This is a genomic window from Stutzerimonas kirkiae, assembly GCF_004327335.1.
GTDB classification, from domain to species: Bacteria; Pseudomonadota; Gammaproteobacteria; order Pseudomonadales; family Pseudomonadaceae; genus Stutzerimonas; species Stutzerimonas kirkiae.
Map to the genome: position 1 here is coordinate 44,161 of NZ_QJUO01000014.1, position 22,615 is coordinate 66,775.

At 65.3% G+C, this 22,615-nt stretch carries 21 protein-coding genes, 2 pseudogenes and 1 riboswitch; of the genes and pseudogenes, 12 read left to right on the plus strand and 11 right to left on the minus strand.

From position 1 onward, the window contains the following. The first annotated feature begins 9 nt into the window (after positions 1-9). Complete coding sequence (locus DNJ95_RS09645) at positions 10-1,011, plus strand: class I SAM-dependent methyltransferase (protein ID WP_131184515.1); 1,002 nt, start codon at positions 10-12, stop codon at positions 1,009-1,011. A gap of 47 nt (positions 1,012-1,058) precedes the next feature. Next, positions 1,059-1,180, plus strand: a riboswitch (yybP-ykoY riboswitch). An 89-nt stretch (positions 1,181-1,269) separates the two neighbouring features. Continuing rightward, positions 1,270-1,839: a TMEM165/GDT1 family protein gene (locus DNJ95_RS09650; RefSeq protein ID WP_131184516.1), complete on the plus strand. Its 570-nt coding sequence runs from the start codon at positions 1,270-1,272 to the stop codon at positions 1,837-1,839. 121 nt (positions 1,840-1,960) lie between these two features. Here DNJ95_RS09650 and DNJ95_RS09655 read toward each other — a convergent pair whose 3' ends face one another. From DNJ95_RS09655 to DNJ95_RS09690, 8 genes are all read right to left on the minus strand, one after another. After that, the gene (locus tag DNJ95_RS09655) at positions 1,961-2,776 is read right to left on the minus strand and encodes a M48 family metallopeptidase (protein WP_131184517.1); all 816 of its coding nucleotides are present in this window, start codon (positions 2,774-2,776) and stop codon (positions 1,961-1,963) included. A 66-nt stretch (positions 2,777-2,842) separates the two neighbouring features. Next, positions 2,843-3,460 (minus strand): SOS response-associated peptidase, encoded by a 618-nt coding sequence (locus tag DNJ95_RS09660; protein WP_131184518.1) that lies wholly within the window; start codon positions 3,458-3,460, stop codon positions 2,843-2,845. Between the two features lie 126 nt (positions 3,461-3,586). Further along, positions 3,587-4,528, minus strand: a complete 942-nt coding sequence (locus tag DNJ95_RS09665; RefSeq protein WP_131184519.1) for a hypothetical protein — start codon at positions 4,526-4,528, stop codon at positions 3,587-3,589. Next, positions 4,512-6,044, minus strand: a complete 1,533-nt coding sequence (locus tag DNJ95_RS09670; protein WP_131184520.1) for an MBOAT family O-acyltransferase — start codon at positions 6,042-6,044, stop codon at positions 4,512-4,514. Before DNJ95_RS09670 ends, DNJ95_RS09665 begins: the two co-directional genes overlap by 17 nt. Before the next feature lie 10 nt (positions 6,045-6,054). After that, positions 6,055-7,743, minus strand: coding sequence for a carbamoyltransferase family protein (locus DNJ95_RS09675; protein WP_131184521.1), 1,689 nt, complete (start codon positions 7,741-7,743; stop codon positions 6,055-6,057). Then, positions 7,740-7,991: an acyl carrier protein gene (locus tag DNJ95_RS09680; RefSeq protein WP_131184522.1), complete on the minus strand. Its 252-nt coding sequence runs from the start codon at positions 7,989-7,991 to the stop codon at positions 7,740-7,742. Before DNJ95_RS09680 ends, DNJ95_RS09675 begins: the two co-directional genes overlap by 4 nt. Continuing rightward, positions 7,988-9,070 carry a cytochrome P450 gene (locus DNJ95_RS09685; protein WP_131184523.1) on the minus strand — a complete coding sequence of 361 codons (1,083 nt, stop codon included), beginning with the start codon at positions 9,068-9,070 and terminating at the stop codon, positions 7,988-7,990. Before DNJ95_RS09685 ends, DNJ95_RS09680 begins: the two co-directional genes overlap by 4 nt. 75 nt (positions 9,071-9,145) lie before the next feature. Further along, on the minus strand, positions 9,146-10,804 hold the full coding sequence (locus DNJ95_RS09690; RefSeq protein ID WP_131184524.1) for an AMP-binding protein: 1,659 nt from the start codon (positions 10,802-10,804) through the stop codon (positions 9,146-9,148). 285 nt (positions 10,805-11,089) lie between these two features. Here DNJ95_RS09690 and DNJ95_RS09695 point away from each other — a divergent pair, with 285 nt between their 5' ends. Further along, on the plus strand, positions 11,090-11,950 hold the full coding sequence (locus DNJ95_RS09695; protein WP_131184558.1) for a LysR family transcriptional regulator: 861 nt from the start codon (positions 11,090-11,092) through the stop codon (positions 11,948-11,950). Between the two features lie 100 nt (positions 11,951-12,050). Here DNJ95_RS09695 and DNJ95_RS19470 read toward each other — a convergent pair. Together DNJ95_RS19470 and DNJ95_RS19475 are read right to left on the minus strand one after the other, a co-directional pair. Next, positions 12,051-12,422: pseudogene (locus DNJ95_RS19470) on the minus strand (response regulator); the annotation flags it as partial. Positions 12,423-12,539: 117 nt separating this feature from the next. Continuing rightward, a pseudogene (locus DNJ95_RS19475) lies at positions 12,540-14,114 on the minus strand (FimL-related protein); the annotation flags it as partial. Between the two features lie 204 nt (positions 14,115-14,318). Here DNJ95_RS19475 and gshB point away from each other — a divergent pair. The 9 genes from gshB to DNJ95_RS09745 all read left to right on the plus strand — a co-directional run bounded on the left by gshB (position 14,319) and on the right by DNJ95_RS09745 (position 21,330). Next, positions 14,319-15,269, plus strand: a complete 951-nt coding sequence (gene gshB / locus DNJ95_RS09705) for a glutathione synthase (protein WP_131184526.1) — start codon at positions 14,319-14,321, stop codon at positions 15,267-15,269. 306 nt (positions 15,270-15,575) lie between these two features. After that, entirely contained in the window at positions 15,576-16,472 is an 897-nt protein-coding gene (locus DNJ95_RS09710) for an energy transducer TonB (RefSeq protein ID WP_131184527.1), read from the plus strand. 232 nt (positions 16,473-16,704) lie between these two features. Beyond that, the gene (locus DNJ95_RS09715; protein WP_131184528.1) at positions 16,705-17,274 is read left to right on the plus strand and encodes a YqgE/AlgH family protein; all 570 of its coding nucleotides are present in this window, start codon (positions 16,705-16,707) and stop codon (positions 17,272-17,274) included. Next, the gene (gene ruvX / locus DNJ95_RS09720; protein WP_131184529.1) at positions 17,271-17,723 is read left to right on the plus strand and encodes a Holliday junction resolvase RuvX; all 453 of its coding nucleotides are present in this window, start codon (positions 17,271-17,273) and stop codon (positions 17,721-17,723) included. Before DNJ95_RS09715 ends, ruvX begins: the two co-directional genes overlap by 4 nt. Then, the gene (pyrR, locus tag DNJ95_RS09725) at positions 17,720-18,235 is read left to right on the plus strand and encodes a bifunctional pyr operon transcriptional regulator/uracil phosphoribosyltransferase PyrR (RefSeq protein ID WP_131184530.1); all 516 of its coding nucleotides are present in this window, start codon (positions 17,720-17,722) and stop codon (positions 18,233-18,235) included. The genes ruvX and pyrR overlap by 4 nt, the downstream gene beginning before the upstream one ends. A gap of 10 nt (positions 18,236-18,245) precedes the next feature. Next, a complete protein-coding gene (locus DNJ95_RS09730) occupies positions 18,246-19,256 on the plus strand; it encodes an aspartate carbamoyltransferase catalytic subunit (protein WP_131184531.1) in 1,011 nt (336 codons plus the stop codon). Continuing rightward, the gene (locus DNJ95_RS09735; RefSeq protein WP_131184532.1) at positions 19,256-20,527 is read left to right on the plus strand and encodes a dihydroorotase; all 1,272 of its coding nucleotides are present in this window, start codon (positions 19,256-19,258) and stop codon (positions 20,525-20,527) included. The genes DNJ95_RS09730 and DNJ95_RS09735 overlap by 1 nt, the downstream gene beginning before the upstream one ends. Positions 20,528-20,743: 216 nt before the next feature. Then, a complete protein-coding gene (locus DNJ95_RS09740; protein ID WP_131184533.1) occupies positions 20,744-20,995 on the plus strand; it encodes a type II toxin-antitoxin system HicA family toxin in 252 nt (83 codons plus the stop codon). Next, positions 20,992-21,330 carry a type II toxin-antitoxin system HicB family antitoxin gene (locus DNJ95_RS09745; protein WP_131184534.1) on the plus strand — a complete coding sequence of 113 codons (339 nt, stop codon included), beginning with the start codon at positions 20,992-20,994 and terminating at the stop codon, positions 21,328-21,330. Before DNJ95_RS09740 ends, DNJ95_RS09745 begins: the two co-directional genes overlap by 4 nt. A gap of 82 nt (positions 21,331-21,412) precedes the next feature. Here the strand turns inward: DNJ95_RS09745 and hemE are convergent, their stop codons facing one another. Then, positions 21,413-22,477 (minus strand): uroporphyrinogen decarboxylase, encoded by a 1,065-nt coding sequence (hemE, locus tag DNJ95_RS09750; protein ID WP_131184535.1) that lies wholly within the window; start codon positions 22,475-22,477, stop codon positions 21,413-21,415. Positions 22,478-22,615: the final 138 nt, after the last annotated feature.

Here is a 22,615-nt window from a genome sequence, read left to right on the forward strand (position 1 = left end):
GGAAGCCCCATGGACCCGCGAAGCGAAGTCCTGCTGCGCCAGGCCGGACTGTTCACCGGCGATCTGCTGCTGGCCGGCCTGCCCGCCGATGACCTGCTCGCGGAGCTGCCACGGGCATGGGGCTGGAGCTGGCACGCCGGGGAGCACCAGCACCTGCTGGCACGCTTCGGCGAACGCTGCAGCTTCGATGTGCAGGCACCGCCGGCGGCGTTCGACAGTGCCGTATTGTTCCTGCCGAAATCCCGCGAACTGACCGACTACCTGCTACAGGCGCTGGCCAGCCGCCTGGCCGGCAAGCCGCTCTACCTGGTCGGCGAGAAACGCGCCGGTATCGAACGCGCCGCCAGGCAGCTCGCAGCGTTCGGCAAACCCCGCAAGCTCGATAGCGCTCGCCACTGCCAACTCTGGCGAGTCGACGTGCTGGACGCACCCGACACCCCGGTACTGAACGACCTGGCCCGCCACTTCACCCTGGAACTGAGCGACGGCCCGCTGCAGGTCACCAGCCTGCCCGGCGTATTCAGCCATGGCCGCCTCGACCTTGGCAGTGCCCTGTTGCTCGAACACCTGGACGGTCTGCCGGCCGGACCGCTGCTGGACTTCGGTTGCGGCGCCGGGGTCATTGGCGCGGCCCTGAAACGCCGCTATCCAGCCAGCCCGGTGATCCTGCTCGATGTCGACGCCTTCGCCCTCGCCAGCAGCCGCCTGACCCTGGCGGCCAATCGCCTCGAAGCGCAGTCGATCGCGGCGGACAGCATCCACGCGGCCCCCGTGGGGCTGGCCGCGATCGTCAGCAACCCGCCCTTCCACCAGGGCGTGCACACCGACTACCAGGCCAGCGAAACGCTGCTGCGGCATGCCAGGGAACACCTGGCGACGAACGGAGAGCTGCGCCTGGTGGCCAATAGCTTCCTGCGCTACCCGCCACTGATCGAGCGACACCTGGGGCACTGCCAGACCCTCGCCAGCGGCCAGGGTTTCAGTCTCTACCGCGCGGCAATACGCCAATGACCCCGGCCTGACAAGGCTTGCACAAGGCGCTCCGCTTCGGCACACTCGCCCGCGTCCTGGGGGAGTAGTCTCCGGTGAGTCCCGCTCACCTGGCATGCATCAACACGCTTGGTCGGCAGACCATGGTGCATGCAACCGGTACCGGCCCGATTCCAGCCCGTACCCGGTCTGACAAGACCCATGACATGAACGACTGACCCGGGGCGGGCAGGCGTGCATGTCATGGTGAGTAGTCGACCCGCCCTCCAGGAAAGCCGTTTGGAATCCTTCTTCATACCCACCCTGATCGTTGCCCTCGCCGAAATAGGCGACAAGACCCAGTTACTGGCCTTGTTGCTGGCCGCCCGCTACCGCCGCCCCTGGCCCATCATCTGGGGCATCGTGGTCGCGACCCTGGCCAATCATTTCGCGGCAGGTGCGATCGGCAACTGGATATCCAACACCCTTTCACCGGTCACGCTACGCTGGCTGCTGGCCGGCGCCTTCATTGCCGTTGCGCTGTGGACACTGATACCGGACAAGCTGAATGAAGACGAGACACCCGCCTCTCGCTACGGACCGTTCATCGCGACCCTGGTGGCATTCTTCCTGGCGGAAATGGGCGACAAGACACAGATCGCCACCGTCATGCTGGCAGCCCGGTATCCGGATTTCGTACTGGTGATCCTGGGCACCACCGTCGGCATGCTACTGGCCAATGTGCCGGTGGTGCTGGCCGGCAATTTCGCCGCCGAACGCCTGCCGCTGACACTGATCCGCCGCCTGGCAGCGGCCGCCTTCATGGCACTGGCGGCCTATGCGGCCTATGAGGCGCTCAGCCTTGGCTGAGCGTAGCGGCAAGCGGCAAGCGGCAAGCGGCAAGCGGCAAGCGGCAAGAAGAGCATCCCACCAATCATCGAGGGCACTTGCGCTTTTACTTGCCGCTTGCCGCTTAGGGCTTGTGGCTGCCCTATCGCTTCTTGCTCGCCTCGTACAGCGGCATGACTTTCGGAATCGTCGTCTGCAAGGTTTCCGTACGGTTTGCCGGAGAGGGATGGGTGCTCATGAATTCGGGGGTGGAGCTACCGCCCGCCGCCGCCATCTTCTGCCACAGCGTCACCGCCGCGTTCGGATCGTAGCCGGCTCGCGCGGACAACTCCAGGCCGATCAGGTCAGCCTCGTTCTCGTTGCTACGGCTGTTGGGCAGCGTCATCAGGTATTGCACGCCCACGTTCGCCAGTTGCAGGCTGCCATCGCCGATCCCGAAGGCGGCCCCCAACTGGTTGGCCATCTGCAGGCCATAGGCCTTGCTCATGGCCTCGCGCCCATGCTCGCGCAGGGCGTGGGCGATTTCATGGCCCATGACCGCGGCGATCTCGTCGTCGGTCAGCTTCAACTGCTCGATCAGGCCGCTGTAGAAAATGATCTTGCCGCCCGGGCCGCAGTTGGCATTCAACTCCGGGCTGTCGATGACATTGACCTGCCAGTCCCACTGGCTGGCATCGGCACGGAAGGCCGGGACCTCGGCGATCAGGCGCCTGGCGATGCCATCCACGCGTTTGGTCAGGGCGTCGTTCTTCTTCAACAGGCCCTTCTTCGAGGCTTCGGCCAGGGTCTCCTGGTACGACTCGGCGTACATCTGGTTGACCTGCTCGGTCGACACCATGCTGAACATGTACTGCTTACGCTCCACGCCAACCGAACCACCCGAGGTGGTGTTGACCGCCTGGCAGCCCACCAGCAATGCAGCGCCGACCAGAAGGGGCAGGGACTGAGGTTTACGCATGACACATCTCCAGTGAAGTCCGCGCTGTATCCTATGGGCTGTTGGCGCGCTATCGCAAGACCATCTTCAGGCCGGGGTCAGGCATTCCGGCGCATCCAGGCCGGGGTCGTTGACCAGGGCCGCCAGGGCTCGCTCGCGCAGGGCCGGCAGCGGCCCCGCGAGCAGGGCCTGGAGCTGCGCCAGGCTCGCATCGGGCCGCAGCCAGAGCCGCTGCTGCGCTTCATCGAGGATCAGTGGCCGCCGCTGCCCAGCCACCTGCAGGGTGACCACCGCCGTACTCAGGTACTCGCACCCTTCGACCGGGTAGGCTTCCCACAGCGCGGCGAAATACATGATCGACGCCTCATTGGTCATCCAGTACGGCCGCTTGCGCACATTCCCGCGCCATTCATAGAAGCCATTGGCGGGCAGGAGCCCGCGGCGCATCCGGAACGCCTCGCGAAACATCGGCTGCTCGGCCAGGGTTTCCGCCCGCGCCTGGGCCGGCGTCCTGGAGAAGTCGGTGAGCCAGGACGGTGTCAGCCCCCAACGAACGGCGTCGAGCCGCCGGCCATCCTCCTGCGCGCGCGCGAGCAGCACACTGGCACCGGGTGCCAGGCTCCAGTGCGGCGCCTGCTCCGGGGGGAATCCGGGCAGGCGGGCGAACTCGGGCCCCCAACGGAACAACGCATAACGACCGCACATGCAACACCTACTGGAAACAGGACAGGACCCGCCGGGACGACTGGCGCTGCATTGTACCTGCCGGAGGGTTGCGGGACCTTTATAAGAATCCGCGCCCCCTCTGCCGCGCATCGACCAGGGCGCTTCTCACTGGCCGCTTGCCGGAACCTGCAATGTACGCTCATGCGCGGGCGCATACCTGCCGAGCAGATGCTCCAGGAACCGCCCACCCACGGCGGGCCTGAAATGAGTCGCATCGACCCACAGCGCATCGTCCAGCAAATCCTCCCACCGATAGACCGATGTGTAGGACTCCAGCGGAAACCGCCTGTGCTGGCGTAGGCGCTCCACCGCCTCCATCAGCCTGTCCGCGTCGTCCATCGAGAACAGATCCGGGTGGACGGGGGCAAAGAAAAAGACCACCCGTTCGCCATTGTCCGGGAGGGCCGCTTCGATCATATCCAGCGTCCGGGCAATTGCAGGGGCATTGGCGAGCCCATCCTGGTACTGCGAATAACGGAGCCGGTCGATGTCCCGTACGCCCCTGAATCCGGGGGCATTGCCACTGTCGGTATTCCCCTGGCAGGCCAGCAGCGATTGGCTTGTGCGCAGTACTGTCAATGAGCGCCAGAACCTTCTGAGGCTGGTATGGCGAACCCAGGCCTGTTCGGACGGCGCAACCTGGCGGCTATCGTCCTTCCCGGTAATCTCGATGAACAGCGTCTGGTACTGCCCCTGCGCCATGGCGGCCCGGGCAAAAAGCAGCGCCCGGTTCGGCCCCAACCCCGACATCGCGGTTTTCAGCACGGCCGGATGCCGGCAGGTATCGAACCCGCGCATGACATGGGAAGTACCGATGAGCAGAGCGCTGGCCCGCCCCTCGCCGATACGCTGCAGAATCACCCGCTCCTCCAGGGAAAAGTCCAGCCCGGGCCGGGAGCCGGTCAGTGGCAGCGGCGCATCGACGGGGGGCTCCTGGTACATGCCGCGCGCATTCACATAGACATTGAACAGCGTGATCGCCAGCAGCGAACAGGCCGCCAGCACCAGGGCCAGCACCAGGTAGCCCGCCCTACCGGTTGTAGACATAGAGATCACCGCTGCTCGACAGGGAGACTGCCAGGAACAGCAACCCGCCCAGGGCAATCGCATATGCCGGGCCATACCGCCAGCGACAGCGCGGGACGCCGGAAGCGGCATCATCGATGAGCCCGAACAGTTGCATGGTATTGGGCATCAGGAAAACAGCCGCCGTACAGACCAGGATATGCAGTGCACTGAAGCCAGGCGGCCACCCGGGTATTATCAGGGCCGTGGACAGGCTCGGGAAAAACCCTGAAAAGGACAGCCCGTCGCTCGGCAAGAAGCGACCGAATACCTCGAGCCGCGGGCTCAGCGAGAACGTGGCGCCCTCGGCAACCGACCGCATGACCAGTTGCCGCAGGTCCAGCGACGGGTGCGTGAAGGCCAGCGCGCAGTAGCCGATGATTGCCAGCAGCAGCAGGCGTCCGGTAACAGCCGCCAGCATCCGCAGCGGCAACGGCCAATTGCCCTGCCGGAACAGCGGCACCTGTTTGCCCAGCTCGATCAGTACCAGCAGGCAGGCCACGCCAAGGCTGAGCGCCACACCCTGCGGGCCGGTGACGTGCCACAGCCCGACGAACAGGTACACCAGAAAAAGCGCACCGGCCCAACCCAGCAGATAGCGCCAGTGCGTATCCCGCAGCGGGTTGTTGCGCAACACTCGAAATGCCGGCGTGAAAATGTAATGGCGGGCGAAGGCCATGAAGCTCATGTGCCAGCGGGCGATATAGTCGACGGCACTGGTGGCCTTGAACGGCGAGTTGAAGTTGATGGGCAAGCGTATGGCAAACGCCAGGCCCATGCCGATCGCCATGTCCGAATAGGCGGAAAAGACGAAATAGAACCACAGCACCTTGCCCCATAACACATAGCCAAGCTCGGTCAGGGTCAGGCTGACGCCCTGTTCCGCCGCCAGCAGCAGTTGATCGCTGGTCACCCCCAGGGGCTCGGCCAGCAGTACCGCCTTGGCCAGGCCGAAGACGAACAGGCTGACACCCTGGTTCAACCCTTCCCGGCTGACGGCATGTGCCGGGTTGGCATCCAGTTGTGCCTGCATGTCCCTGAAGCAGATGATCGGGCCCGCCATCACCGAAGCGAAAAAGAAAGAGAAGAACAGGTAGTCCTTCAGACTGATGGCGCGCCCCTCCATCGCCGGGGCATCCAGGATCGCCGTGCACTGCTGCAACGCATAGAAGGCCAGACCGAGCGGTAGCAGCGCAAAGACACCTTCATCGCCCGCCTGCCACTTGCAATAGACCAGCGGCAGCAGGCTGATGCCCAGGCCGAGCGCGCGCATCGCCAATGCCGGCCCAGCGGACCTGGGCATCCTGCGGATGATCTGGTAATTGAGCCCGGTGACCGCCAGCAGGATGCAGAACGAGCGGAAATCAGCCAGTGCCAGAAACAGCATGGAAGCCACTGCCAGCCAGAGCCGCGCCTGCCCCGGGGCGGCACCGCGGACGAAGCGGAAACCGAGCCAGATCAGCGGGAAGGACAGCAGATAGAAATAGAAGAGTGGCACGATACGAATCCTACCGCCGCGTCTTTTCGAGATAGGTATCGTTCAGCAGGACGGCATCCAGGTCCGTGCTCATCAGCACGGCGATCGCATCGTGCGCCGTATGCACGATGGGCTTGCCCATCACGTTGAAGCTGGTATTCAGGATCACCGGTACGCCGGCCTCCTGCTGAAAGGCATGCAGCAATGCATGCAACCAGGGCGCCACCTGGGGATCGACGGTCTGCAGCCGGCCCGTACCATCCTGGTGCACCACGGCCGGTACGCGCTGCCGAACCGGCTCTCGCCACTTCAAGGCAAAGGACATATAGGGCGAAGGCCGCGCCTGCTCGAACCAGGCATCGGCCAGCTCCAGGGGAATGGCCGGCGCGAACGGGCGATAGGCTTCCCGCCCCTTGACGATGCCGTTGATCCTGGCCTTCATCGCAGGGCTCCTGGGGTCCGCCAGGATCGAGCGATTACCCAGCGCCCGGGGACCGAACTCGGCCCGCCCGCGGGCCACACCGATCACCTTGCCTTCGGCCAGCCGACGGGCCACGAAACCGGCGCTGTCTTCACCCAGGGTGACGCAGTGCAAACCCGAGTACCTGGCCAGTGCCTCGACATCGGCCTGCCTGATGAGCGCCCCCAGGTAGGCCGACGCCTGCCCATGCGGCAAGCCCTGTCCCGGGTGATCCTGCCCCCAGGCCAGCAGCGCCGCGCCGACGGCATTGCCATCATCGGCCGGCGCCGAGGGCACATGCACCGCGACAAAGCCATGCCGGTGCTGGATGCTGCCGTTGTACAGCGAGTTGAGCGCACAGCCGCCGCTCAGGATCAACCGCTCGCCCTGCTCGGGATACTGCCGACGGATGGTTTCCAGCAACTGATCCGCCAGCCGCTGGAAAACCAGTTGGCTGGTGCTGGCCAGCATGGCCCGGCTCGACAGCGGATCGCCCGCACTCCAGGCATGGCGCCTGATCTCTTCGATGCGGGCCTGCAGCGTCTCGCTCTGTGCCAGCCGCAGCCGCCCCTCTTCGATCACCAGCAGGCTGGCGATCTTTTCCGCCAGCACCTGGTCCGCCTCGCCACAGGCCGCCAGCCCCATGACTTTCCATTCCTCGCCATGGCGCGCACTGAAGCCGCAGAGTTCGGTCAGCCAGCCATAGAGCGCCCCGAGGCTGCCAGGCCCCCAGGAGCGCCACAAGCGCTGCAGCCGTCCATCCCTGGCCTCGAACAGGCTGGCCGCCCCTACCTCGCCCTCGCCGTCGAGCACCAGGCACAGCCCATCGGCGAAGGGCGAGGAGTAGAGTGCATTGGCCGCGTGGCATTGATGGTGGTCGAAATGCCGGATCGGCTGCTGCAGGCGCTCGCCCAGCAGCAGCCGGCAGTGACTGCCGGCGCGTGTCTGGCTCAACCCCTGCAACTGGCGGATCCATTCGCCAAAGGCGCCCGGCAGCAGGCTATCGCAGACCTGCACCGGCAAGTCCTCCTTGGCGCCCCTCCAACTGGTGGCCAGCACATATTCCGCATCGGCATCGTCGACGACGGCGGCCAGTGTCGCCTCCAGATGACTCACATGGTCGGGCAGGATGCCCCAGGCCCGCTTGTCCTGGAGGAAGCGCTCCGTCGCTTCGGCGAACAGCACCACGCCCCGGCTGTCGACGATACTGAAGGCCGGATCATGGCCCGAAGTGGACAGCCCCAGGTAGTAGCGACTCATGCAGCGACCGCTTGCCTGACCAGCGCATCGGCCACCTCGCCCGCGGTCTGGTATTCGAACATCAGGGACGGCTCGACCTCGATGGCGAATTTGTCCTCCAGGTGGCCGCAGATCAACACGGCGCGCAAGGAGTCCACTCCGGCATCGACCAGGCGTGTATCCGCCCGCAACGGCGCCCTGGGGCTTTTGGTCAGTTCCGCCACGCGATCCAGGATGAACTCGGCCACCAGGTTTTTTTCCAGTTTCATGCGCGTCCTCTCACTACCAATGTACCGAGTGCATTGGCGATATGGTTGTTGATATCCAGTTCCTTGCGGACTAGCGTCAGATGCCCGAAGCGGCCCAGCAGCCGGGGAATCAGGGCAGCGATGATGAACTTCGACATGACCGCGCCCAGGCAGTAGTGCGCGCCGTGACCGAAGCTGAAACTGCGAAGGGCCGTGCCCGAGTCGGCAGCCGGTAGCAGCACCGCCTGCTCGATGTCGATCATTACCGTATCGCCCCTGCCGATGCTCAGATCACCCATCCTGCAGTCCTCCAGCGCCACGCGGTGCACATAATGGGGTGCCACGGCCCCATGGATATGGGAAGCGATATCCTCGATAAAGCGGTCGGCATCGAAGGGGGAGGGTGTTGGCCGCTCGCACAGTCGCAGGATCACGTTGGCGACGGTCTGCGCCAGGGGCGCCATGGCGGCATACAAGGTCACGGCCAGCGCCATCCGGCCTTCCAGGCTCAAGGGCGACTGCGCATCGGCCAGCAGTCGCGGCAGTACCCCGTCGGCGCATGCGTGGCCAGAACCCACGCCGCTCGCGACCTTGTCCAGCAGCCAGCCCAGTTCCTCGTTCATCCTGCGCAGCCGGCTCAATGACTGCATGGGTTCGACCAGGCGCTGCAAGCCCATCACCAGCACATCGAAACGCTCGTCCTCGATGAAGGCCAGCCCGAGTATCGGCTTGGCCACCCGGGTGAAAATCCGTGCGCCGACGGCGGACACCACCTCGAACTCCGGTACGTCGAGCGCATCGACGATACCTTGTAGCTCATCGAGGATGAACGGCTCCCAGCGCTTGAGTGCGCGATGGCTGAAATACTGGCTGGCGATGCCGCGGAGGGTCTTGTGCTGCGCCCCTTCGAGAAAGAAGGGCGAGTGCTCGACGAACAGCCGCAGATAGCGGAAAGAACCGGCCTGCCCATGCTGCTCCAGCCTCTCCAGAAAACCGCCCAGGTCCGGCACGATAAAGCGGGGATCGGACAGAAATGGCAGGGCCGCCTCATAATCCTCGACGATATGCACCCGGGCATTGCCATCGAACTTGCCTTTCAAGGTCGCACTCCCCTATTCGACACAGGCAGTCGGAAGATGGCCCTGCCTCTGGGCGAAAGCCGCGGCAAGCGCCGGTCACTCATGGCGTGCCTGCATGAATCTGGAAATCGTCTGCCCAACCTGCACCTTGCCACTGGAGGTACGCGGCATGTAGCCCCGGCCGACGATATGTATCTCTTTCAGGCTGACGCCAAAGTCGCGGTAGACCTTCTGGCGCATCGCCGCGATATCGATACCCTGCCCCACGACGGATTTGCTCCTGCCTTCGATCAACATCATCAGGCGCTGGTCTTCGGGATGTTCGAAAACGACGCAGGCCAACGGGTTGAGCTCATCGCACGCCTCACAGGCGCTGGCAGCGAGATCGTGCACCATGAGATTCCTGCCATGCAGGGTGAGCATATTCTTTTCCCTTCCCGTCACGACCAGAAAGCCATCCTGGACGAAGCCGAGATCGCCGGTATCGAGCCATCTTCCGCTCACATCGACAAAAACGGGCAGGTCCCCGTCCAGGTAGCCGGGGCTGGCGCTGGCGCCACTGATATATATGTTCCCCGGCGCCCCGGCATCCGCCTGTGTCTTTCCCGCGGCGGGGACGATGCGGATGCGCTCTTCCCAGCCAGGTCCCAGCCTGCACCCCGCGTAACCGCTCCCGTCCAGGTCGAGCCGACTGGCCGGCGGCTCGTCCCAGTCGCGCGTGCCCGCCACATACAGCGTGTATTCTGCCATACCGTAACAGGCCATGACCGCCCGGGGCTGCAGGCCCGCTACGCGAAAACGCACACGGAAAGCATCGAGAACCCGCTGCGACACATAGTCGGCGCCACAGAACGCCACTTGCCAGCATGAAAGATCCAGGCCCGCCAGCTCCTGCTCGTCGATGCGCTCGCAGCACAACTGGAAAGCGAAAGCCGGCCCACCGCTGTAGTTGATCCGATAGCGGTCGATCGCCGCCAGCCAGCGCGACGGTTTCCGGATGAAGTCACCCGAGCGCATGACGACAATCTGCATACCGCCCAGCAATGGAAACAGTATGCCGCCGAACAACCCCATGTCATGGTAGTGCGGCAGCCACGAAAGAACTGATTTCCCTGGCGAGAAACGCCACTCCTCGGCCACCAGTTGGAAATTGGCCAACAGATTGCGCTGGGTCACGACGACCCCCTTTGGCGCGCCGGTCGAACCTGAAGTGTATTGGATGATGACCGGGTGATCGGCTGGTGGCGGCGGCGGCCTGTTATCGCGGGCTTGCCAAGCCTCCACATCGAGCGCCTGCAGCCCTATCCTCAGGATGTCGACAGGCCGGCCCAGATCGTCGTGCTCGTGGAAACAGTGCGCCGCCTTTTCATCGCAGAGGATCGGATAGCCCCCGTCCCTGTCCAGAATATTCCGCAGCCGCTGCCGCTCGGCCTGCAACAGGGGCAACGGCAAGGGAACCAGCGTAATGCCGTGGAACACCCCGGCGACGATGGCGACGATACATTCGGGCCCTGCGTCCATGCACAGGAGCACCCGCCGCCGGGCTCCGAGCAGACTGGACAGCTTCTCGCCATAGGCCATGGCGGCCGTCAGCAGCGCCGCTGGGGTATAGCGCACGGCCTCGCCGTCGCCCCCTTTATCGAGAAAGGTGAAGATATAAGGGTGCGGACTCGACCTTATGGCCTCGAACAGCCGTCCGGATAACGCTTCGGGAATGATGCCTGACACCTTGAGTACTCCGACTGACAGGAACATCGACTTTCCACTGGCCTCCGCCGCCGGAACCCGGCAGTGATGGCCTTGATGCCAGCCGCCCTGCAAAAGGCTGGAAGTCTATAAGTCGCGGTGTCGAAGTAACATCCTTGATTTCAGGTATATTCCTATCCCCCGGAAACCAATTGACTGAGTCGGAAAGTCCATCCCCATAGCGGGAGGCATAACGACGAGTCCCCCTTCCGGCACCAGGAGTGCCACGTACCAGGCGCGTGATGGGTGACGATTGCCATGCCCTTCGAGAGCGCTTTCTGCTATGAAGCCCGCATGGATATCGACCTCGCCCGTACCTTTCTGGAAATCGTCCGTTGTGGCAGCTTCATCGCTGCCTCGGAGCGTCTGCACCTGACGCAGACCGCGGTCACCGCACGCATGCACAGCCTGGAGAACCAGCTCGGCTGCCGACTGTTCATCCGCAACCGCGCTGGCGCCAGGCCGACCGAGGACGGCGAGCGTTTCGTGCGCTATGCCAGCCAGTTGGTGCAGACCTGGGAAGCGGCCCGCCGCGACTTGCCATTACCGCAGGGCTACGACGACGTGCTGCGCCTGGGCGCGGAAACCAGCCTGTGCAATCCGCTGCTGCTGATCTGGCTGCAACGCCTGCGCCAGCATCTGCCCGAACATGCCCTCAGCGCACAAGTCGGCGAAGGACCGGGACTGCAGGAACAACTCGAGCGCGGCCTGCTCGACGCGGTACTGGTCTACCAACCCGAATACCGTCCGGGCCTGCTGGTCGAACAAGTGCTGGAAGAGAAGCTGGTGCAGGTCGCCCGGGTCGGCAACCGGCAACCCTACCTGTATGTCGACTGGGGGCCGGTGTTCCGCCAGCAACACGACACTGCCCTGCCCGAACACGCCCGCGCGCCCCTGACGTTCAATCTCGGCCCGCTGGCCTTGCAGTACCTGTTGCAATACGGCGGCCACGGCTACTTCCGCACCCGGGTCGTGCAGCGCTATCTCGACCAGGGCCTGCTCGAACGGGTGCCGCGCGCCCCGGAGTTCACTTATCCGGTCTACCTGGTCCACCTGCGCGAACACTCGAACCCGGCCTGCCAGCAGGCCCTGCAGATACTCAGGGAAATAGCGCCACAGGCCTACGAATGGTCACGGGGGTATCCGGATATCTGATGGCGAACCGCAAGCCATAAGCCCCCGTCCCAGGTGCGCACGGCGCACCCCTTCCCACAGAGAGCTGAGCACATGCCGACAGTTGATGCCTGTCGTGACACTAGATCTCGCGCCCCGTCAATCGCCCGATGGCGCCCAGCAATTGCTCCTCCTGGTAGGGCTTGCCCAGGTATTCGTCGACGCCCAAGCCCAGTGCCTGCTCGCGATGCCGCACATCGCTGCTGGCGGTGATCACCACCACCGGCAGGTCCCGCAGGTGCTCATCCTGGCGGATCCGCGTCAACACGTCGAAGCCGCCCATGTTCGGCATTTCGATATCCAGCAGCATGATGTCCGGCCTGTCGGCCTGCAGTTGCTCGATGGCATCATCGCCGTCATGGGCGACCGACACCCGCATGCCACTGCGTTCGAGCAGGCGGCAGGTCACCTTGCGCACCGTGGCGGAGTCGTCGACCACCAGTACCCGCAGCGCTGCCACGACCTCGCTGCCGGTCGCTTCCTGCCCACCCGCACTGGCTTCACCGGTGGCAGGCTGTGCCGGCGCCTCGTCAGGCGTGGCAGCGGCAGTCGCCGGGGCCGCCAGGCGGATCACGAAGCGCGTGCCGATACCCGGCTGCGACTCGACATCGAGCGTACCGCCCAGTTGCCGGATATCGACAGCGGCCACGTCCAGCCCCACGCCTCGCCCCGAAATCGGCGAAACCCGGCCGGCGGTCGACAGCCCATGGCTCAGGACCAGTTGCAGTACTTGCCGCGCTTCCGGTTGCTGATCCTCGGCCAGCAGGCCGAGTTCGACGGCCTTCTCGCGTACCGCCGCCAGATCGATACCGGCCCCATCGTCACTGAGCGCCAGCAGAATATCCTGACCGTCGTGCCAGGCCTCCAGGCACACCAGCCCTTGTTCCGGCTTGCCCAGTGCAAGCCGCTGCCCGGGGGCTTCGATGCCGTGGTCGATGGCATTGCGCAGCATATGCTCCAGCGGCGTGAGCAAAGGCCCGAGCAACGCCTCCGGCACATCCGCGACCGCATCGGCCACTTCAAGCTCCGCCTGCTTGCCCAGCTCATCGCACAATTGCCGCAGCAGCACGCGCAAGCGCCCGGCCACCTGCTCGGCGGACAAGGCCGGGGCCGGCGTTCGAGCCGCGGCTTCGACCGGCTCAGCCGCCGGCTCGAACGCGGCGCCCGGCCATGGCGTAGCCTCTTCAGACGCTTCATCCCCAGCCGTCCCTTCGGCCTCGGGATGCCGAGCGCGCAGCTCGGCCACGGCGCGCTCCAGCTCGACATGACACTGGAGCAAAGCCGCCAGATCGGATTGCGCCTGCCCATGCACATCGCGCACATGCTGCTCCAGCTCATGCAGCAGATCGCCAATATGCTTCTGCCTGGCCAGCCTGGCCCCGCCCTTGAACGTATGCAGGTCGCGCTGCAGGGCCTGCAGACCGGCATGATCCTCCGGCGCCTGCAGCCAGCAGCGCAATCCCTGGCCGATACGTTCGGCGAAGGTGACGGCCTCTGCGAGAAATGTATCCGCCAGTTCAGTGTCCGGGGGCGGCGGCTCGGCAGCAGCAGCCAGTTCGCGAGCAGGCCCGCCCTCGACATCCACCAGCCAGGCCATGTCGATCAGCTCGGTGGAGAAGCCATGCCCGCTACCCGGCATGGGCGCTGCATCGGGAACCTCGCGTATCTCGACAGCCACCGGCCCGGCGACCGGAGCTTCGCCCCGGGCAGGCTCCGGGTCAGTCCGCGGCCGGCTCGAATGGAACAGCAGATTATCGATCAACCCGTCCGCAGCGGGCTGCGATAACCCCTCGCCACCGTCTTCGAGCAGCCGCCTGAGTTCCTTGTCGACCTGTCGCAGCAGACTGTGCACGCTGCTGTCGTTGTCCACCGCGCCGCTGGCGAGTTCGTCCACCAGCCCCGCGGCGGCTTGCCACAGGCGCGCCAGCGGCGCCCCTGCGCAAAGCCCCTCGAGGCGGGCGAAGACCTTGCCCATGCGGGCAAGGTTGGCGGGCACGTCCTGCTTGCGCAACATCCCCAGCAACGCCACCTGCAACGCTTGCCGCAACCTGCGCAGCAGTTCCCGCGCCTCGGCGCCATGCAACCGCGCCTGGGCGGCGGAATCGTGCCGATCCTCCATAACGCCCCCACTCGACATGCCTTTCATATAGTGGCCTTTTTAACAGACTCACATGCACAGCGGCCATCGAATGCGCAAACAGCCGGGCAATCGCGCGCCTTTATCGCAGCGGATAAGGATATGACCCGATCGCCTCAGCTTTCCCCTTGACCTGCCAGGCAACCAGCGCCAATCTCCCCAACCAATTCGCGCTTGCCGCCCATTCGCCTCGTATTTCCGGAGACTCTGCCCATGGCCACTCGCGTCGGGATCATCATGGACCCTATCGCACACATCGCCTTCAAGAAGGACAGCTCGCTGGCCATGTTGCTGGCGGCCCAGGCCAGGGGCTGGGAGCTGCACTACATGGAGCAGCGCGACCTCTACCAGAGCGCCGGCCAGGCCCGCGCCCGCATGCGCCCGCTGAAGGTCTTCAACGACCCCGGACACTGGTTCGAACTGGGCGAGGAAAAAGACGCCCCGCTGTCCGCGCTCGACGTGATCCTGATGCGCAAGGACCCGCCCTTCAACAACGAGTACATCTACACCACCTACCTGCTGGAGATGGCCGAGCAGGAAGGCAGCCTGATCGTCAACAAACCGCAGAGCCTGCGCGACTGCAATGAGAAATTCTTCGCCACGCACTTCCCCGAGTGCTCGCCACCGACCCTGATCAGCCAGCGGGCGGACATCATTCGTGCCTTCGCCGCCGAACACGGCGACATCATCCTCAAGCCGCTGGACGAAATGGGCGGCACCTCGATCTTCCGTCACCGCGAAGGCGACCCGAACCTCTCGGTGATCCTCGAAACCCTGACGCTCAATGGCGCCCGACCGATCATGGCGCAACGCTATATCCCGGCGATCAAGGATGGCGACAAGCGCATCCTGATGATCGACGGCGAGCCGGTGCCCTACAGCCTCGCACGCATCCCGGCCCAGGGCGAAACACGCGGCAACCTGGCCGCCGGCGGGCGCGGCGTGGCCCAGCCACTGAGCGAGCGCGACCGCGAGATCGCCGCCATCGTCGGGCCGCAATTACGCGCGCGTGGCCTGCTGTTCGTCGGCCTGGACGTGATCGGCGACTACCTGACCGAAGTCAACGTCACCAGCCCGACCTGCATCCGCGAAATCGACAACGCCTTCGATACCCGTATCGCCGAACGGCTGATGGACGCAATCGCCGTCAGACTGGCCAAGTAACGAAGCGGGCGGGCGGGCGCGAACCCGCCCCGCCTCTCCAGGGCGGGCATATGCCCTGTGCTGGGGGCGAGACAGTGCAACTGGATTGGCAATAGTGCGTGTCTGGGGACGGCACGACCTGGGGATCATCGTCCCTGTGGGAATGCCTGCGGGGAAGAGCCGGCGCACGATTACCCGGCTTCCACGGCCATGGACCGGGAGTTCATGCGATCGCCCGGCCCGCCGGTCCATGCGCATGGACTTTTGCCCACCCGCTCGGGCAGACTGCGCGGCATTCCCCAGCCACGCCGAGCCGACCCGCCACGCATGAAACCAGCCGCCCCCTTCCCGTCCAGTGCCATTCCCGGCGTCAGAGCGGCGGATCGCCTGGGGTTCACGCTGTTCCTGGCCGCGGCCCTGCACCTGGCGCTGATCCTCGGGCTTGGTTTCAGCATGCACGAACCGACACCGACGAGCAAAAGCCTGGAAATCACCCTGTCCACCTTCAAGAATGAAGAAAAGCCCAGGGAGGCGGACTTCCTCGCCCAGGACAACCAGCAGGGCAGCGGCACCCTGGAGCACAAGGCAGCGCCCAGGACCACCGAACTGGCACCATTCCAGGATACCGAGGTGCGCAAGGTCACCCCACCCAGCCAGCCACCGGCGCAGGCGCCCAGCCAACCGCAGACGGTCAGCAAGATCCTCACCACGCAAAGCCCGCAGCCGCAGAAAACCGCCGTCGCCAAGCCCCGGGAAACGTCAAAGCCCGAACCGGCCCCCACCTTCGACAGTTCGCAGCTCAGCGCCCAGATCGCCAGCCTCGAGGCGGAGCTGGCGCAGGACGTGCAGCGCTACGCCAAGCGTCCACGCATCAGCCGCCAGAACAGCGCCTCGACCATGCGCGACATCAGCGCCTGGTACCGTGACGAGTGGCGCAAAAAGGTCGAACGCATTGGCAACCTGAACTACCCGGACGAGGCCCGACGCCAGCAGATCTACGGCAGCCTGCGCATGCTGGTCAGTATCAACCGCGACGGCAGCGTGCTGGAACTGCGCATCCTCGAATCTTCCGGGCAGAAACTGCTGGACGACGCGGCCTTGCGCATCGTGCGCCTGGCCGCCCCCTTCGCCCCCTTCACTGGCGAGCTGGCACAGAAATACGACCAGGTGGAAATCATCCGCACCTGGCGTTTCGAACGCGGCGACCGCCTGTCCAGCCGCTGAGAGGCATGCCTTTCAACGCCGTCCCAAAGCTGGCTATCGGATAGCGACGGCCATAAAGCCGGAAAGAGCGCTGAAGGCTGGACGAGCAGGGGAACGCCGCATTTCGTCCAGCCTCCAGCGCTCGTCTCGGCTCTTTAGGCTTTATGGCCGTTGCTACCCGTAAACCGCCCAACAGGTTGAAAGGCATGGTTCCCAGCTTCCCGCCCCGCCCGCCAACGCTTAAGCTAGGCGCATGAAAAATACCGAACCCACCTACCTCAAGCACCACTTCCTGATCGCCATGCCGCACATGGCCGATCCCGAGTTCGCGCAGACGCTGATCTACCTGATCGAGCACAACACCGACGGCGCCATGGGCCTGGTCATCAACCGCCCCAACGGCCTGAGCCTGAGCGATGTGCTCGAACAGTTGCGCCCCGAGCAACTCCCCCCCGTGCAATGCCTGGCCCTGCCGATCTTCTCTGGCGGCCCGGTACAGAACGACCGTGGCTTCGTGCTGCACTCGGCGGAGCGGCAATTCCAGGCCACCCTGGCCTTGCCCGAATGGGCCATGTCCACCTCCCAGGATGTGCTGTTCGCCATTGCCGACGGCCACGGCCCGCGCCAGCACCTGATCGCCCTCGGCTATGCCGGTTGGGATGCCGGCCAGCTCGAGGAGGAACTGGCCAACAACGTCTGGCTGAGTTGTCCGGCCAGCTCCGACATTCTCTTCGACCTGCCCCCCGAGCAGCGCCTGCACGCGGCGGCGGCCAGCCTCGGCGTCAACCTCAACCTGCTCACCGCACAGGCCGGGCACGCATGAGCGCACCACGCCTGTTGCTGGGCTTCGACTATGGCAGCAAGCAGATCGGCGTCGCCGTCGGCCAGGCGGTGACCGGGCAGGCCCGCGAACTGTGCGTGCTCAAGGCGCAGAATGGCACTCCGGACTGGAGCCGGGTCGAAGCGCTGATGAAGGAATGGCAGCCCGACGCGCTGGTGGTGGGCCTGCCATTGAACATGGACGGCAGCCCCAGCGAGATGAGCGAGCGTGCGGAAAAGTTCGCACGGCGGCTCAATGGTCGCTTCAACCTGCCGGTACATACCCACGACGAACGCCTGACCACCTACGAAGCCAAGGGCCACCGGCTACGCCAGGGGCAGAGCGGCAACTACAGGGGGCGGCCGGTCGATGCACTGGCGGCCGCTCTGCTACTCGAAGGCTGGCTGCAGGCCAACCCCACGGCCCAGCCGATTCCCAAGGAGATTCCATGACCCTGCCAGACCCGGAGCGGCTGCTCCCGGAAATGAACGCAGCCCTCGACCGCCTGCTGGCCAGCCGAGGCATCGAACAGCCCCGCTTCATCGGTATCCGCACCGGCGGCGTGTGGGTGGCCCAGGCCCTGCTGGCGCTACGGGCCGAACAGCAGCCGCTGGGAATCCTCGACGTGTCCTTCTACCGCGACGATTTCACGCAGAAGGGGCTCAACCCCCAGGTCCAGCCATCGGCCCTGCCTTTCGAAGTGGAAGGCCAGCACCTGGTGCTGATCGATGACGTATTGCTCACTGGCCGCACCATCCGCGCCGCGCTCAACGAACTGTTCGACTATGGCCGCCCGGCCAGCGTAATCCTCGTCTGCCTGCTCGACCTCGATGCCCGCGAACTGCCGATCCGCCCCGACGTGGTGGGTGCGACACTGTCTCTGGCAGCCGAACAGCGCGTAAAATTGCTCGGCCCCGCCCCACTCGCCCTCGAATACCAGGCCCTCGCCACTGCCGCCAATTGAGAACCACGCGATGACGCCCACCGAAGCCAAGCGCCCCCTGCAACTGAACGACAACGGTCAGTTGCGGCATTTTCTCTCGCTCGACGGCCTGCCCCGCGAGCTGCTCACGGAAATCCTCGACACCGCCGACTCCTTCCTCGAAGTCGGCGCGCGCGCCGTGAAGAAGGTACCGCTGCTGCGCGGCAAGACCGTGTGCAACGTGTTCTTCGAGAACTCCACGCGCACCCGCACCACCTTCGAGCTGGCGGCCAAGCGCCTGTCCGCCGATGTCATCACCCTCAACGTGTCGACCTCCTCGACCAGCAAGGGCGAAACCCTGACCGACACCCTGCGCAACCTGGAAGCGATGGCCGCCGACATGTTCGTGGTGCGGCATGCCGACTCCGGCGCCGCCCACTTCATCGCCGAACACGTCTGCCCCGATGTGGCGGTGATCAACGGCGGCGACGGGCGCCACGCGCACCCGACCCAGGGCATGCTCGACATGCTGACCATCCGTCGCCACAAAGGTGATTTCGAGAATCTTTCGGTAGCCATCGTCGGCGATATCCTGCACTCGCGGGTGGCCCGTTCCGACATGCTCGCCCTGCGCACCCTGGGTTGCCGCGACATCCGCGTGATCGCCCCGCGGCCCCTGCTGCCGGTCGGGCTCGAACAGTATGGGGTCAAGGTCTTCAACGACATGAACGAAGGCCTGCGCGATGTTGACGTGGTGGTCATGCTGCGCCTGCAGCGCGAGCGCATGCAAAGCGGCCTGCTGCCCAGCGAGGGCGAGTTCTACCGGCTCTACGGCCTGACCACCGAGCGCATGAAGCTGGCCAGCCCCGAGGCCATCGTCATGCACCCCGGCCCGATCAACCGTGGCGTGGAAATAGAATCGGCGGTGGCTGACGGCCCGCACTCGGTGATCCTCAACCAGGTCACCTACGGCATCGCCATCCGCATGGCGGTGCTGTCGATGAGCATGAGCGGCCAGGTCGCGCAACGACAACTGGAAAACGAAGCCGGGGAGCAGAACTGATGTCCATTGAAATTCTCGGCGCACGCCTGATCGACCCGGCCAGCGGCCACGACCAGGTCACCAACCTGTACCTGCGGGACGGCAAGGTCATCGCCAGCGGCGCGGCCCCCGCCGGTTTCCGCGCAGAACAGCGCATCGACGCCAGCGGGCTGGTCGCCGCACCCGGCCTGGTCGATCTGTCGGTCGCCCTGCGCGAACCCGGCTACAGCCGCAAGGGCAGCATCGCCAGCGAGACCCTGGCCGCCACCGCCGGCGGTGTCACCAGCTTGTGCTGCACGCCGCAGACGCGCCCGGTGCTGGACACCACCGCCGTCACCGAAATGATCCTCGACCGCGCACGCGACGCCGGCCACGCCCGAGTCTTCCCGATCGGCGCCCTGTCACGCAACCTGGCCGGCGAACAGCTCGCCGAACTGGTGGCGCTGCGCGATGCCGGCTGCGTTGCCTTCGGCAACGGCCTGGAACAGTTCGGCAGCAACCGCACCCTGCGCCGTGCCCTGGAATACGCGGCCACCTTCGACCTGACCGTGGTGCTGCATTCACAGGACCGCGACCTGGCCGAGGGCGGCCTCGCCCACGAAGGCCCGACCGCCAGCCTGCTGGGCCTGGCCGGCATCCCGGAAAGCGCCGAGACCGTCGCCCTGGCGCGCAACCTGCTGCTGGTGGAACAGGCCGGCGTACGCGCGCACTTCACCCAGTTGAGTACGGCCCGCGGCGCGCAGATGATCGCCGAGGCCCAGGCCCGTGGCCTGCCGGTGACCGCCGACGTGGCGCTGTACCAGTTGATCCTCACCGACGAGGCGCTGCACGGCTTCTCCAGCCTCTACCATGTGCAACCGCCGCTGCGCGGCACGGCCGACCGCGACGGCTTGCGCGAAGCGGTCAGATACGGCGTGATCTCCAGCATCGCCAGCCACCACCAGCCCCACGAAATCGACGCCAAGCAGGCGCCCTTCGGCGCAACCGAAGCGGGCATCAGCAGTGTCGAACTCCATCTGCCCCTGGCGCTGACCCTGGTACAGGACGGCCTGCTCGACCTGCCGACCCTGCTGGCACGCCTGAGCAGCGGCCCGGCCCGCGCACTGAGGCTGCCCGGCGGCACCCTGGAAGTCGGCCAACCCGCGGATATCGTGCTGTTCGACCCGCAAGGCAGCACCCTGGCCGGCGAAGTCTGGTACTCCAAGGGCCAGAACTGCCCCTTCATCGGCCACTGCCTGCCTGGCGCCGTGCGCTATACGCTGGTGGACGGACGCATCCGCTTCCAGCGCTAAACCCCTCACGGCGCCCCAGGCGGCGCCGTTTACATTCCTGCCCCTATGGGCGCGGGCCAGTGTGGAGCCGTTCACACTTTCCGCATATCGCCCTGCCAATTCCTTGCCCTGCCCTCCCCCGGCCACGAAGCTCCGGATAGCTGCCGATATCCGCAAGGGCATCGGCATTGACACACACCAGTCAAGCAACTAGATTTAGTCGCATAGGGTAAATTCATGTCCAGGCATGGAAAGCTGTTGGCCAGGTTGCTCGAGCAGAGAAATGCGCTCACCTGGCAGGAACTGGCAACCCTGCCGCAGGGTTTCGGCTATCTGCAGTTGCCCGGGCGCGGCAGCCGGGTGAAGTTCGACAACGGGGACCCGGCCGCCATGATCAGTCTGCACAAACCCCATCCCTGCAATGAAGTGAAGGCGTATGCCAGGCGCCATGTGATCGAACATCTACGAGCGGGAGGATTGATTCCGTGACGCTACTGACACATCGGGGATACCACGGCTCCATAGAAGCCAGCCCCAAAGACGACTGCCTGTACGGCAAGCTGCTGTTCGTCCGCGCCCTGGTCAACTACGAAGGCAAGACCGTGGCGGAACTGGCCTCCGCCTTCCGTGAGGCGGTGGACGACTACCTGGACACCTGCGCGGAGCAGGGCAAGGCACCGGAAGTACCCTGCAAGGGCTCGTTCAATGTACGGGTCGGCCACGACCTGCATATGGCCGCCAGCCTGGAGGCCGCCCGGCAGAAGATCACGCTGAACGACCTGACCCGGCGCGCCCTCAGCGAATACCTGTCGCAGCACGCCTGAAAGGCTCACGAGCCGGGATGGGCAAGGTGCGCCCTGAGCGCCGGCTTTACCGCCCAGGCACGCCGGGCAGGCAGCAGCCGGCTCAAGCGTGGTACTGCGCCGACAGTTCGTGCACGGCCTCGATGAAGGCGCCGGCATGGGCCGGATCGACATCCGGGGTGATGCCATGCCCCAGGTTGAACACATGCCCTTCGCCATGGCCGTAGCTGGCCAGGATGCGCCCCACCTCGGCGCGGATCGCCTCGGGTTGTGCGAACAGCACGCTCGGGTCCATGTTGCCCTGCAGCGCCACCTTGCCACCGACCCGGGCACGGGCACTGCCAATATCGCAGGTCCAGTCCAGGCCGAGGGCTTCGGCGCCACTCTCGGCCATGCTTTCCAGCCACAGGCCGCCACCCTTGGTGAACAGGATGACCGGTACGCGCCGGCCTTCATGCTCGCGGATCAGGCCATCGACGATCTTCTGCATGTAGGCCAGTGAAAACGCCTGGTAAGCCGCCGCCGACAGGCTGCCGCCCCACGAGTCGAATATCTGCACCGCCTGCGCCCCGGCGCGGATCTGCCCGTTCAGGTAGGCCGTGACCGATTGTGCCAGCTTGTCCAGCAGGGCATGCATGGCCCTCGGGTTTTCGTAGAGCATCGCCTTGGACTTGCGGAAATCCTTCGACGAACCGCCCTCGACCATATAGGTGGCCAGGGTCCAGGGGCTGCCGGAGAAGCCGATCAGCGGCACCCGGCCATTCAGTTCGCGGCGGATGGTGCGCACGGCGTCCATCACATAGCCCAGGTCCTTCTCCGCATCGGGTATCGGCAGCGCCTCGATATCGGCGATGCTGGCAACGGTCTTGCGAAAGCGCGGCCCCTCGCCCGTTTCGAAGAACAGCCCCAGACCCATCGCATCCGGCACGGTGAGAATGTCGGAAAACAGGATCGCGGCATCCAGCGGATAGCGTTCCAGCGGCTGCAGCGTCACCTCGCAGGCCAGCTCCGGGTTCATGCACAGGGCCATGAAATCACCGGCACGGGCACGGCTGGCGCGATACTCCGGTAGATAACGACCGGCCTGGCGCATCATCCAGACGGGTGTGACATCCACGGGTTGCTTGAGCAAGGCACGAAGGAAACGGTCATTCTTGAGAGCAGTCATGGCAGCGTCCGCTGAAAAAGTGGCCGCATTGTCGCAAAGCCCAAAACAAAAGGCACGGCAGATGCCGTGCCTTTTGACCCAGGTCAGCCCCGCTGGGCAGCTTGGCCATGGGAAATGCCGCGCCCCCGCCCGGTCATA